Below are 13,762 nucleotides of genomic sequence, written 5' to 3'. Positions count from 1 at the left end.
CAAACAATTGCTCAATCCCTAACGCAGTTTTGCGTAGTAGGGCATTTTTTTACTTAGCCAATCTAAAATAAATCAACGTTTTACAAATAATTTAAAAATTTGGCGTTAAATTTGTTATCAATCATCAAAATCAAATCACAATGTTAAAACATTTCTTTATTCTGTGCTCAGGTGCAGACAAAAACCTTCTTGAAGGTTGCTCCGAAGGCGAACAAACCAAATATGCAGGTATTGGCGCCACAGTTTTCTTCACTGCAGTAATGGCTTTTATTGCCGCTAGTTATGCGCTTTTCACTGTTTTTGACAACATTTATTATGCCTCTTTTTTTGGTTTCATTTGGGGATTGTTAATATTTAATCTCGACCGATTTATTGTTTCCACTATTAGAAAACGAGACAAAATTTGGAGCGAATTTCTACAAGCTACTCCACGTATTATTTTAGCTATGATTATAGCCATCGTGATTTCTAAACCATTGGAAATTAAAATTTTCGAGAAAGAAATCAATACAGTTTTACTCAAAGAAAAAAACGATTTGGCTTTGGCCAATAAAAAACAAGTAGCCAACTATTTTAAAACCGATTTAGACAAAAACAAAGCCGAAATCGACAGCCTAAAATCGGATGTTTCTAAAAAAGAAAAAGAAGTAAACACATTATACTCAACTTACATCACAGAAGCAGAAGGAACTTCAGGGACCAAAAAATTGGGCAAAGGACCTGTTTATAAAGAAAAAAGAGAAAAACACGATGCTTCCTTAAAAGCATTTGATACACTACAAAAAAACAATTTATCGAAAATAGCAGTTTTAGAGAAAAAATCCAAAACTTTACAGGCTGATTTGGACAAAAAAGTGACCGAAACACAACCCATTATTGATAGTTTCGACGGATTAATGGCTAGAATTAATGCATTGGAAAAATTGCCTTGGTTGCCATCATTCTTTATAATGTTGCTGTTTCTTGCAATTGAAACTTCTCCAATTATCGCCAAATTACTATCGCCAAAAGGCGAATACGATTTTAAATTGGAAGACAACGAAACGGCTTTAAAAACACACATAGAACAAAACAATTACCAACGAAATCTTCAAAAACAAACTGATGCTTCAATATACGATAAAATTTATGCTGACATTAGAGAAGAAAAAGATTTGTATGAGTACAAGAAAAAAGGCGCCATTGATTTACTAAAATTGCAATCTGACTATTATGTAGAAAAGCAAAAAGGTGTTATGGAGTCTTAGATTTTTTATACTTTTTCCAAAATAAAAAAGCAATTCCTACTAATGAAAGCAAGCCCAAAGCCCAAAGCCTAAGTTTGCTTTCATTGTTGTTTTCCAAACTTCCGTAATACACAAAAGGCGCCCAATAATAGGGTGATTTTTTAACATTAGAGATAGTTTTATCATTCAAAAACTGATGTTTTGCATTGGCAATTGATTCAAAATACGGTTCGTTTTTATGAATGTTATTATAAAAATTTTCCATTAATTTGGAAGTAGTAAAATCGTTTACTTTCCAAAGTGAAAACAATAAATTTTGTGCTCCAGCAAACTGAAAACCTCTAGCTACACTCATTGCTCCTTCACCTTTAAATAATTTTCCTAAACCAGTTTCACAAGCACTCAAAACCACCAAATTTGGATTGATATTTATGTTATATAATTCAGAATACAATATATCTTGATCAAAAAATTTAATACTTGCAGAATCATAAATATCACCAGAAGAAGCGTGAGTTGATAAATGTAAAATCGAATATTGACTTGCATTTTGCTTGAAATTGCTAAAAGTTGCCTTGTCGTTTTCAAAATAATTACCTTCAAAATTCTTTTTTATGGCATTCAATTCATCTTTGGAAAAAGTCAATGCTGAATCGGTATTTTCAAAAACTGGAAACATTCCTAAAACTGTATTTTTAGTTTTTTTATGGATTCCTCCATTCAAATAAAACGAAACGGAATTATTATAAGCTATAGTAAAATCGTTAAGCAAATAATGCATTTTAGCAAAATTTGTTGTAGTTGATTTTTTAGTAATTAAAGCTTCGAATGGAATGAAATTTAATTTTCCATCGGGAATGACAATAAGATTTTTTTGATTCTTAATTCGTGATAATTTTAAATTAGAATACAACTCAAAACTTGTTTTTGCATATCCAGAAATATCATTGGTTATTTTTTCGCTTGTAGAAAAGTAATTCAAAAATACATTGATTTTATTATCCATAACAATGAATTTCTCCATCATTATTTTGCTGTTTTGTATCGTAAAAGCATATAAATTTTCGAATCCTGAAAAATACGAAACCATCGTTGCATTGTCATTTTTAAGTTTCTTAAACAAACTTTCTAAATCAATATCTTGCTTTTTATTATTCGAAATCAAAGGTCTCATTGATTTCAAATGGAGCATCAAATTATTTTGTTCCTCAATGATTTTATTGATTTTGGAGATATCCGCCAAATTCCCTTTCTGTTGTTCTTTGATAATTTCGCTGTAATGAATATGCACTTTTTCGATAAGTGCTTTTTCTTTTTGAGAAGTGTTTTTACTTTTAGAAATATAACTTTGCAAAACTGATGCTTTCGATTTTTCTGATAATAAAAAAGCGTCTGTAATATAATTACTATTTTTTTCTTTTTTATACAAAAAAACGAGAACAGAAAGACACTTTTCTGTTCGATTGCGACTGCTTACTTGATTGATGATTTTAGAATTTTCGTAAACCAAAAGTGATTGAAATAAATCGTCAATATAAAATGATAATTTGTAGGCTTCGACTGTTTTTTTATAATTTTTTTGCTCGTAAAAAACTGCTGCTTGTAAATCTAAAGCATCCGTTAAAACGGTTTCGGCATAGATTGTTTTTTGTTCTGGAAGAATATTTTTATTGGCATTAAAATTAGGAACCAAAACTTTAAAAACACTTGTAATTGCTATTGTGGTTGCTTTCAAATTTTTTTCTTGAAAATACAATAAAGCTTCTTCATAATGCAACTTTGCAATTTTTCTAGGTTCGTTTTTGGAAGTAAAAAATATTTTTTTTGCTTCATTAAAATATTTTTTTGCCTTTACTAAATCATTCCCTTTTGCATAAATAGTGGCTAAATTTCTATAAGAATTAGACAACAATTGCGATTGATTTTTTTGCTTTTTTAATTCTGAAACAGATAATTCCAATGTGCTTTTTGCTAATTCAAAATTATTATTTAACATATAATTCGAACCCAAATTGTTAAGCAAAACTCCTTTTTGCAGTGTCGATAAAACTTCATTGTTGATAGTGTTATTTAACAAATCAATGGCATTTTCTATACGCCCAGAACTTTGATATACATTTGATAAATTTAATATTGAAGCAATTTTATGTTCCTGATTATTGCTATTATTGGCTATAAAATAATATTGTTTTATGGTGTTTTCCGCATTATCATAATCGCCAATTATAGTATATAAATTACCCAAAGGTTTCAAGCAATATTCAATAATGTCGTAATTTTTGAGTTTGTTTTTTTGAAAAATTTGCCACGCTTTTTCATAACTAGAAATGGCATAATTGGTTTTTCCAAACTGATTTTCGTAGAAAGCTTTATTGCATTCAAGAATAGTCAATGCTAATAATTCAGGTTTTGAGATTGCGCTTTTTGAAAAAATTTTTTCCGAATTAGTTGAAATTTGTAAATTTTCTTTGGAAGGATTAGTAACCAATTGATCAATGGACTCGTAAATTTTATTTTCTAAAACATTGCTGTTTTGTCCAAAACAATTTAGACAGATAAAAAAGAGAATATTAAAAATATTTTTCAAAATTTAAAATTTCCAAATGCCATAAAACTGCCAATAGCTATAATTTTCTTTAAAATTAACGACATATCTAGCACCTAAACTAGGTCCAATTCTAGCAAAACCTGCTGTAAAATCGAATAGTAAACCTGTTTTTAGTCCGTTGAATGATTCTTTGTTTTCTGAACTGGATGTTTTTGTTTTTAATATAAATGTAGGTGCTTGTCCTTCATAAAGATCCTCTTTGATTCTTGATTCCACTTTTTCAGAAGCATTAATATTGGCTTGCAAACCAGCACCTACTCCAATATAATTATTTATATTAAACCGCATCAAGACTGGAACTTCTAGATTAATTGTTTTGTTTTCAAATGTTGTTGTGGTTCTTAAAAGTTGCCTAACACCTACTGTTCCTTGTAATAACTCTTCTTTGACAGTTGTTTTAGGATTGTATTGCAACACTTGATTAACCAATTCTATTTGCCAGTACCAACGGTAGGATTTGTATGGCGATAGTGTAAATCCTAAAAAATATGCTTTTGAATTTTCTAGTTTTGGAAAATAGTTATACCCTGTTTTAACGCCATAAGACAATCCTGGCAAGAATCTTGTCGTGGCATAATTGGTGATTATGGGTTCATTTTTATCAAAAAATATCGAAGTTCTACTTTTGGTTTTGGTTTTATGAAAATCTTTTGAAAACTTCATCGTGTATTTTACAAAACCTTTTGTACTGTCTTTTTCGGTTACATTTTTTTGAGCACTTCCTGGTAAATAAATATTTTTAAAAGTGAAATGTATTTGTTCTTTTTTGATGATGGTGTCCAAACAACTATAAGTAACCAACTCATCTTTTGGACAAATGGGACATTTTGGATACATATCGACTACCTTAAAGGTTTTTTTGTCGAGCATATCGGGAATATCGGTTTCAAGACGAATCATTCTGGCTGGTCCTTCACCGTTGTTTTGGAATTTGGTTTTGAATTTTAATGTTTTGAATCGTACCAATCTATAATTCATAAAACTGCCGTTGGAAGACATTTTGTTTGGATCGTGTGAGGTTACAATTTCCATTTCCAGCGTTTTCTTTTTGTAGTTTTTATAATTTCTATCAGGCACAAAAACCCCGCGCATTTTAACCGTTGCGCTGGTATCTTTAATCATTTCGGGTGTGGTTTTGAATGTAAAAAAGAGGTTTCTTGTTTCTTTTGGATTGAGATTTTCAAACTCTAAAAGATTCATATTATGGAATAGCGTTTTGTTAAGGAGAATTTCTTGGTCTAAATCGGTTTCTTTATTATTAACAAACGATTTTTGTCCCGATATATTTTCCTCAGAAGCAACATACAGGTTTGAATTATTGATGTCGTTTATTGCTGCAATCCCAAGTTCTTTAATTTCTTTTTCTTCGTTATGGGTTCGAAAATCAATTAATTCAAAATTTTTATTTTTAAATTCTTTGTCGTTGTAAAAAAGATACAATTTGCCAGAAGCCACATAATCCAATAGGTTTTGATAGCTAACTACTACTACCATTTCTTCATCAGGAATTGGATCTCGATTGTTGAATATTTTGTAATTTATAGTATCACCAATTGACGCTATTTCTGCATAATTATTGTCTTCGATTTCGTTGATGGCAACAGTTTTTGGTCGTGTGGCTGGTGCTTTTCCGTTATCATAATTATTGGTTACTTGCAAGTTGACTTTGTAATTTCCTTTCTTCTTGTAGATGTGCTTTGGCGTAACTTCTTTGCTGTAATGCCCATCACCCATTTCCCAAAAATGGGTGTAAAATGGTTTTGGAGCTCCCGCAATTTGAACCAAAGGTGGTGTTTCGGGTCTGAGCGAAACTTGATTCCCTTTTTTGTCATAAGCAATTGTGGCTCGACGAGTGGTGGTATCTTTGACTTTGATTTGTCCTTCGACAAGCTCAGAATGACATATTAGTAAAAGAATAAAGATGCTAGATAATGTTAGTTTCATAACGTATGTTTTAGCCCCGATAGTAGTGGAAATCCTTTTCTTTTTTTTCTTTAAAAAAGAAAAGATTGTAACGGATAGCGGGAAATAGCTTCAAAAAATCAACACGACAAATGGGGAACAAATGTTAAAATTAAGAAAAAGTGACGAATAAATCGTCACTTTCTCAAAATTAACCAAACAAATTAAGTTTTATTATTGAATTGCATTGATGGCAGCTATCAATTGCGCTTCTGTTCCCAATACTGTTTCGGCATCAACAAAGGTATAAATTGCATTGGCAGTTGTAGTTACCCCTTTGATTGCATATCTCCATTGCCCATTGTCTTCGGTAGCAAAAATGATGTGACAAGCAAGACCTACTGGAATTTGACCGTAATGTTCGCTGAATAATCCAGCTGGTGTATAGGTATCCATTTTGGCCAATTGATTTAATCCTTCACCGTCATAAGATAGGTAAACTGCACTATTTGTATTGTCATAACCCGCTGGAACATCAACTAAAATAGTTGTTTTTGGGCGTGGATCACTGTAAAATTTATCGACATTTGTCCATCCAAAATTTCCGAAGGATACATAATAGTTTCCGCCACCAGCATCTACTCCACCTTGACCTCCAACAGGATTATCAGCTCTTTTCCAAGCTAGATTATCAGCATCAGTATCATCTCCTACCCATAAAAGCATTCCAGAAGTGTTTGCGCTATCTGTTAAATTTGTTGGAACTACTAGATTAATATTACAGGTTGTTGCAAGTTTAACACCACCTTGTGTTGCTTCGATAAAAAATTCTCCACCAGAAAGTAGTAAGTTTTTGTTTCCGTCAGGCATTATTCCCATTGTAGGTTTGTTAGTAGTCAGCATATGTCCTTTATCAAAAAGCTCAACAAAATCTATATCTACTTGACCTGTTACTGGGTTTCCGTTTTTGGTCAAACAACTCCCATCTATGGAGATGGTAACTCCTCTGTCTGAAATAAAAACAGCTAATCCATCTTGTGCGTTCATTGTGAATTCTTGCAACTGATTTTGAAGAGATTCGTTTCTTAAAGCATACCATTCACCTGTACTTGGTCTGAAAATTGCATTTGGAGTTGCTGGAGCATCATCTTTATTACAGCTAACTAATGTTGTTATTCCGAAGAATAAAATTGCGATTGATTTAAAATTTGTTTTCATAATTTCTAGTTTTTAATTTTTTAATAATTTATTGTTTATATAGTTATATCAATTTGGTTTGGATATTGTTACCCTATTTTTGAATTTATTTTAAAAAAAAAGTGATGATTCGTATTAATCATCACTTTTCAAAAAAAACCAAACAAACCTTATCTTATTGAATTGCATTTATAGCTGCAACCATTTGTGCTTCTGTTCCAACAACGGTTTCTGCAAGTGTGAAGGAATAAACAGCATTTGCAACAGTGGTAACACCTTTTATTCCATATCTCCACAATCCATTGTCTTCCGTTGCAAAGATGATGTGACATTCTAATCCTATAGGAATTTGTCCATAATGTTCACTAAATTGCAATGTTGTAGGATTGTAGGTGTCAAATTTTGCTAATTGGCTTTGTCCTTCGCCATCAACAGATAAATACACTGCACTATTTGTATCATTGTATCCTAAAGGAACAGTGGCTAAAATTTGTGTTTTTGGTCTTGGATCACTGTAAAAACGGTCTATGTTTGTCCATCCAAAATTTCCAAAAAGCATATTATAGTTGTTGCCTGCTGTATTAAAACCAACGGCTCCTTCTTGTGGCCCACGTGGTTTTTCCCAAACAATATTTTCTGGATCGGCAACATTACCTTGCCAAAAAGTCATTTCGGAATCTATTCCATCAGTTAATGAAGATGGAACTTCCAATTGAATAGATCCTGTAGAAACTAATTGAACTCCGCCTTGCGATGCTTCGAGATAAAACTCGCCTCCTGATATTAAAACACTTTGGTTGCCGTCAAACATTCTACCCATTGTGGATTTGTTGGTGGCTAGCATCGTTCCTTTGTCAAAAATTTCAATAAATTTAACATCTATTGCCCCTGTTACTGGATTTCCATTTTTAGTTAAATTATTACCATTGAAAGAGATTTGAACTCCGTGAGAGGATGTTAAAGTAATTAATCCTGATCCCGCAGTGGCAGAAAAATTTTGAGTTTGAGATCTTACACCTTGTTCTTTTATTGCCATAAAAGAAGCTGCAGATGGAATATAATTTTTCGCTGGAGCTTCGTCGTCTTTACTACAACTTACTAATGTGGTTATTCCGAAGAATAAAATTGCGATTGATTTAAAATTTGCTTTCATAATTTCTAGTTTTTAATTTTTTAATACTTTATTGTTTATATAGTTATATCAATTAAGGTTTGATATTGTTACCTTATATATTTTTTTCTAAAAAAAGGCGATGTCAATGTATGGAATACCCATATTTAAAAGTGGTCCGCCATTTTGATAAAAATTGGCTGAAGTAATGGTCATAATTCCAAAATTTTGTGGAAAACTAACCAAGGCTCCATTTTGTCTTACTAATCTACCAATCACATTCGAAGAAAGATTACCAGCATTTGCAACTAGTATTGTTCTTCTCATTTTATAGGATTGGTTGGCAATTATTGCCGTTGGTGTAATACTAACATAACTGGTGTTTGCTGATGAAAAAACGTGATTTCCAGAATAAATTGGCGTGTTTGTAGCATCAACAATTTCTATTAAATAAGGTGTATTGGCAATTGCTGGTTGACTTTGATACCCAACACTACAAATTGTTTTATTTGCCGAAAGTTGAAAAGTGTACTCGTGAATTTCGGTGTCGTAAGTCACATCGTTTACGTATCCTGGCAAAGCAACCACATTATTATACAATTGATCAAAAGTGGTGTTTACCGTGGTACAAGGAGGCAATGGAAATGTAACCGTTCCGTTTGGATTGGTACAACTTGATATAGCCAATGTTAATAATGCTATAATTCCTAATGTTTTAAAATTTTTCATAATTTCTAGTTTTTAATGTGTTATTAATCGTTTATACCATCATATCAACTACATTATTAATTTGTTACCTTTATTTTTATTATTTTCGATAAAAAGTTTTTTATGGCCAACAATTCCGTTCACGAAGACCAATTGTATATTGATGGACTAGCCAATAACAATTCGGCAGTAATTCAATCTATATATAAGAAGTTTGTTCCCAAAGTGATGTACTATATCAAAACCAATTCGGGGGATCACGATCGTGCTCAAGATGTGGTTCAGGAAGTTTTGATGACTATTTATGACCAAGCTAAAACCAAAGCACTACAACTCTCTTGCCCATTTGATGCTTACTTTTTTTTGTTATGCAAAAGGCGTTGGCTCAACGAGTTAAAAAAACCTTCCACTAAAGAGGTAACAATAAAGGATGATAATGTATATAAAGATGAATCGACAGTAGAAATGGCAAATGAAACCGAAGCTTTTGAAACAAAAAATCAACTATTTGAATTGATGTTTCAAAAATTAGGTGAAAAATGCCAAGAAATACTAAAAACCAGTTTTACGACAAAAACTATGGAAGAAGTAGCCGAAAAGTTAAACGTAACCTATGCTTATGCGAGAAAGAAAAAATCGCTTTGTACTGGCGAATTAACCCGAATGATTCAAGAATCTAGCCAATACAAATCATTAAAAAACTAACGTGATGCAAGACGAATTATACATAGCATTTGAAAGTTATCTGAATAACGAAATGTCTACCGAAGAAAAAAATACTTTTGAAACAAAGCTCAAAAATGATGTTTCATTTTCTAAAAACTTTAATGATTACAAAGAAACTACTGCTTTTGTTTCTCATAAATTTTCATCAGACAGAACTGCTTTTCAAGAAAATTTAAAATCTATTGCTACGAATTCTTCCATTGAAGAAAAACCTAAAAAATCGAAAGTGATTCAATTGAAGACTTTTATTTATGCTGTGGCAGCTGTGTTTGTGTTATTTTTTGGACTACAACTTTTTCTGAACAACACACCAGGATATGAAGATTTTGATCAACACGAAAATGCAAATTTTGTAGAACGTGGTGATGTTGTAAAATCATTAAAACTAGCTCAAGATGCTTTCAATACAAAAAATTATAAAGAGGCTATCAAATATTTTGAAGTAGTCATCAAAGAATATCCAAGACCAGAAGTACATTATTTTTATGCCATTTCACTTCTTGAAGACAACCAATATGCAAAATCTGAATTTGTTTTGAACGAAATTATAAAAGGAAATTCTGTTTATAAAAACACCGCAACTTGGTATTTGGCATTGTCAAAACTAAAACAGAAAGATTACACTTCTTGCAAATCTATTTTACTTCAAATTCCTAATGATTATGAAGATTATGAGCAAGTAAAAATGCTTTTAGAAGAATTGTAAAAGATAAATTAACAAAAAATCCGATAAGTAAAAATTATCGGATTTTTGTGTTTTGCTATATGGTAAATAATTAAAGTCATTACATATGAGCCAAAATTTCTTTTTTATAACTGTCATATTCTCCTTGCATAATCAAACCGTTATCCAAAAGTCTTTTGTAATTTTGAAGTTTAGCAAAAAGCTCGTCGCTGCTCATTTCATTTAATTTTTTTTCTCCGTTTTGTGTTGGACTCACCGCTTCTTGAATGGGTTCATAATGAACTGGATTGGCTGGAACAATTTCAGAAAAACTAAAAACCTCTTCTGTTTCAACTTCTTCTACAATCTCGTTTTCAATTGGATTAGGAACTAAAAATGAAATTGGTTCTTCCTCTGAAACTTCTTCTGAAACCTGGTTTTCGACTGGATCAGATGCTAAAAATGATACTGATTCTTGATTAAGAATTTGAGACTCAACAGCTGGATTTGATGCAACTGGATTTTTGATGAAATCCAATTGTTCTTTCGCATAAGTATGCAATTTACGCGCTTGGGTTTTCGGAATATAATCAATATTAATAACCAATTCTGTTTTGGTTGAAAATGAAAACTCGGAACCCAATATATTTTCTTTCACGAAAGTTCCCGCGATATCGTCCCAATCGTAATCGACAATATCCATAGACAATCCAAAATTTTTGGGTTTACACATAATAATTCGCTTGTTGGTCAAGACGATACTGTCTGGAAAAACATTGATTGCTGGTTTTTTTTGAACGCCAATGTACCCTATTTCTTCGTTTTTCATCAATAAATCCTGCAATTTATTAGTGATTTTTTCAATTGCTTTTGGATCTTGGTCTTCGTTTAAAAATTTTTTGAATTGTTCTTTCATCTTATTTTAAATTGCTAAGCTTTTAATTTTACAAAACAAAAGTAACATCTAATTTTCTAATTCGTTAATTTCGGTTTGAATTTTTTTGGTTAAACTTTTAAAAATCAATTCGTAGGAATGATTTATGAGTTCTTTTATCATTTTATCCGAAACTTCTTGGTTCACATTTATAGTATTCCAATGTATTTTACTCATATGATAACCTGGTTGAATGTCATTGTATTCCGCTCGTAATTCTTCCGCTTTATCTGGATTGCATTTTAAGTTTACTGATGGCTGACCTCTTTCCCATTGACTTAATGACGATAAAGCAAACATTTTTCCACCCACTTTAAACACCAAAGTATCTTCATCGAAAGGGAAATGTTCTGTTACTCCTTTTTTGGAAAGGCAATATTGATAATAAGTTTCTAGATTCATTTTTAATCAAATTAAACCTAACAGGTTTTGAAAACCTGTTAGGAAATTTTATACAAAACAGGTTTACTCGGACTGGCATCATTTTCAAACGAAGCAATTTGCAAATTTAGAAAATAACTACCATCGGAAATTTCATCAGCAACAAAAATCATTTCAGTAATGGTGCAATCCAATCTAGCGTCGGCATTCAAATTATTGATGTCTTTCACATTCCAAAATGCTTTGTGAGCTAATAATTTTCCTTCATCACTTTCTCTATCTACACTTGGCAAATCGATTAATAAATGCTTTATTCCACATTCACGGATGAAAGTTGCAGCTTCTTCAGAAAGATAGGGCGGATTGGTATGCGAATATTTTTTGCTTTTTTTGTCTTCTAGATTAGGTAATGTTCTAATAATAATTGCTTCAGGTTTTGTGACATCAAGCGCAATTGGAATACTTTCTTTTGTAATAATCAAATCATCACCAATGCTTTTTGGCTCCACCGAAATCAATTCTGCTGTAAAAAAAAACTGTTTCAAACACTGATTAATGCTGTAAAACTCTCTTGTAATATGTCCCAAACATTCGGTGTGTGTGCCGTGTCCGTGCGGATTGAAGAATATATTGTTGAAATTGGTAGAACTTCCTTCTGAAACTTTTCCAACCCAATCACCGACTTTTACAGGTTTTATTTCTGGTTTTTCAATGTACCAAGCAATCGGGTTTTCATCGGTATTTGACAATGGAATGGAAATATCAATGGGTTTTGATAAATCTACTTGGAAATTATTGATTGTTGCTATCATTTATACTGAACTCGTTTCAGTATCTCTTTTTTATGAGAGATATGTTGTTTATAATTCCAAATATAAATCTTTTAATTCAGGATTTGACACTTTTGCTAAATTCCACTTCCAAGTTTTATGCCAGTTCTTTAATTTTTTTTCTTTAATAAATGCTTCTTTATAATCATCGAACTCTTCAAAATAAATCAAAACAGTAGTGTTATATTTTTTAGTAAAAACAGCTCCTGTGCCATTAATATGCTGTTGAACTCTGATTTTTAAATTTTTTGTAGCACCAACGTACAAAACTGTAAAATTCTTATTTGTCAAAATGTATATATAGCCTTTAATCATATCAATTAAATTTTCTAAAGATCCTGAAATTAATTCAGGATAAATAAGTCTGATGCAATTCCATCGCATAAAAATTTTCCTTTTTTAGTAGGTTTTAAAATATTATTTTCAATAAAAAGTAATTCGTCTTTTAAGAATTTTTGAGTTTGATTTTGCAAATATTCTAAATATTCTATACCAAAATCAGTTTCAATTTTAGATAATGAAATGCCCCAAATGGTTCGTAAACCTGTCATTATATATTCATTATAATTGTCTGTTTTGGTAAGTATTTCTTTTTCAGATGGTAATTTGTTTTCTTGTATCGTTTTTAAATATATGGCATTATTGGAAACATTCCAACTTCTATTGTTGCCATCATAACTGTGTGCGGAAGGCCCAATTCCTATGTATTTTTTACCCAACCAATACGCCGAATTGTTTCTGGAAAAATAATTTTCTTTTCCAAAATTGGACAATTCATAATGAATAAAACCGTTTTGTTCCAAAGTTTCAACCAAAATTTCAAAATGTGCCGAAGCCACTTCGTCTTTTGGCTGAGCAATTTTTCCAGTTTCTATGAGTTTTTTTAAAGCTGTTTTTGGCTCGACAGTCAAGGCATAACTCGAAATGTGGTGGATACCAAAACGCAAAGCCGTTTCGATGTTTTGTTTCCATTTATCATTGCTCATTCCCGGAATTCCATATATTAAATCGATAGAAATGTTATCGAAATATTGGGTGGCAATTTCCAAACAATTTTTGGCTTCTGCCGAATTATGAGCACGATTCATCAGCAGTAAATCTTCTTCAAAAAACGATTGAACACCAATAGAAAGCCGATTAATTCGATTATTTGATAATTTGATAATTTGATCTTCTGATAAATCATCAGGATTGGCTTCTAATGTAATTTCAGTATGTTCGGCAACTTTATAGTTGTTGTAAACGGTATCTATCAAAAATATAATATCAGAAATTTGCAATACCGAAGGCGTTCCACCACCAAAATAAATAGTTTCTATAACTTCATTTTCAAACTCCTTTTTACGCATTTCCATTTCTTTGGCAATAGCCAAAACCATTTCGTCTTTCTTTTTCAATGATGTCGAAAAATGAAAGTCGCAATAATGACACGCTTGCTTGCAGAATGGTATGTGTATGTAAATTCCTGACATAAT

13 protein-coding genes are annotated in these 13,762 nt (G+C 31.4%); 3 read left to right on the top strand and 10 right to left on the bottom strand.

Annotated features, from left to right (window positions below; genetic code table 11):
- The first annotated feature begins 140 nt into the window (after positions 1-140).
- Positions 141-1,247 carry a DUF4407 domain-containing protein gene (locus tag RMO70_RS15740; protein ID WP_310557396.1) on the top strand — a complete coding sequence of 369 codons (1,107 nt, stop codon included), beginning with the start codon at positions 141-143 and terminating at the stop codon, positions 1,245-1,247.
- On the opposite strand, the gene RMO70_RS15735 is transcribed toward RMO70_RS15740, so the two are convergent.
- From RMO70_RS15735 to RMO70_RS15715, 5 genes are all read right to left on the bottom strand, one after another.
- Entirely contained in the window at positions 1,234-3,813 is a 2,580-nt protein-coding gene (locus RMO70_RS15735) for a CHAT domain-containing tetratricopeptide repeat protein (protein ID WP_310557395.1), read from the bottom strand. The two genes, RMO70_RS15740 and RMO70_RS15735, sit on opposite strands and share 14 nt — an antisense overlap.
- 3 nt (positions 3,814-3,816) lie before the next feature.
- Positions 3,817-5,778, bottom strand: coding sequence for a PKD domain-containing protein (locus RMO70_RS15730; RefSeq protein WP_310557394.1), 1,962 nt, complete (start codon positions 5,776-5,778; stop codon positions 3,817-3,819).
- A gap of 192 nt (positions 5,779-5,970) precedes the next feature.
- Positions 5,971-6,954, bottom strand: a complete 984-nt coding sequence (locus RMO70_RS15725) for a hypothetical protein (RefSeq protein WP_310557393.1) — start codon at positions 6,952-6,954, stop codon at positions 5,971-5,973.
- Between the two features lie 154 nt (positions 6,955-7,108).
- Positions 7,109-8,086: a hypothetical protein gene (locus tag RMO70_RS15720; RefSeq protein ID WP_310557392.1), complete on the bottom strand. Its 978-nt coding sequence runs from the start codon at positions 8,084-8,086 to the stop codon at positions 7,109-7,111.
- 87 nt (positions 8,087-8,173) lie between these two features.
- Entirely contained in the window at positions 8,174-8,773 is a 600-nt protein-coding gene (locus RMO70_RS15715) for a hypothetical protein (protein ID WP_310557391.1), read from the bottom strand.
- 102 nt (positions 8,774-8,875) lie between these two features.
- On the opposite strand from RMO70_RS15715, the gene RMO70_RS15710 reads away from it, so the two are divergent.
- Both RMO70_RS15710 and RMO70_RS15705 read left to right on the top strand, forming a co-directional pair.
- Positions 8,876-9,457 (top strand): sigma-70 family RNA polymerase sigma factor, encoded by a 582-nt coding sequence (locus tag RMO70_RS15710; RefSeq protein ID WP_310557390.1) that lies wholly within the window; start codon positions 8,876-8,878, stop codon positions 9,455-9,457.
- A 4-nt stretch (positions 9,458-9,461) separates the two neighbouring features.
- Positions 9,462-10,184 (top strand): tetratricopeptide repeat protein, encoded by a 723-nt coding sequence (locus RMO70_RS15705; protein ID WP_310557389.1) that lies wholly within the window; start codon positions 9,462-9,464, stop codon positions 10,182-10,184.
- A gap of 79 nt (positions 10,185-10,263) precedes the next feature.
- Here RMO70_RS15705 and RMO70_RS15700 read toward each other — a convergent pair whose 3' ends face one another.
- From RMO70_RS15700 to hemW, 5 genes are read right to left on the bottom strand one after another with little or no spacing between them, the layout of a single operon-like run.
- On the bottom strand, positions 10,264-11,058 hold the full coding sequence (locus tag RMO70_RS15700) for a PH domain-containing protein (RefSeq protein ID WP_310557388.1): 795 nt from the start codon (positions 11,056-11,058) through the stop codon (positions 10,264-10,266).
- 48 nt (positions 11,059-11,106) lie between these two features.
- Entirely contained in the window at positions 11,107-11,478 is a 372-nt protein-coding gene (locus RMO70_RS15695; RefSeq protein WP_310557387.1) for an MmcQ/YjbR family DNA-binding protein, read from the bottom strand.
- A gap of 38 nt (positions 11,479-11,516) precedes the next feature.
- Positions 11,517-12,269 (bottom strand): cyclase family protein, encoded by a 753-nt coding sequence (locus RMO70_RS15690; protein WP_310557386.1) that lies wholly within the window; start codon positions 12,267-12,269, stop codon positions 11,517-11,519.
- Between the two features lie 48 nt (positions 12,270-12,317).
- Positions 12,318-12,671 carry a GIY-YIG nuclease family protein gene (locus RMO70_RS15685; protein ID WP_310557385.1) on the bottom strand — a complete coding sequence of 118 codons (354 nt, stop codon included), beginning with the start codon at positions 12,669-12,671 and terminating at the stop codon, positions 12,318-12,320.
- Positions 12,632-13,759 (bottom strand): radical SAM family heme chaperone HemW, encoded by a 1,128-nt coding sequence (gene hemW, locus RMO70_RS15680; RefSeq protein WP_310557384.1) that lies wholly within the window; start codon positions 13,757-13,759, stop codon positions 12,632-12,634. The genes RMO70_RS15685 and hemW overlap by 40 nt, the downstream gene beginning before the upstream one ends.
- Positions 13,760-13,762: the final 3 nt, after the last annotated feature.

The organism is Flavobacterium sp. (genome assembly GCF_031422135.1).
Classification (GTDB): domain Bacteria; phylum Bacteroidota; class Bacteroidia; order Flavobacteriales; family Flavobacteriaceae; genus Flavobacterium.
The sequence above is the reverse complement of the archived record's forward strand: the minus strand, read 5'-3'. Positions and strand labels throughout refer to the sequence as shown.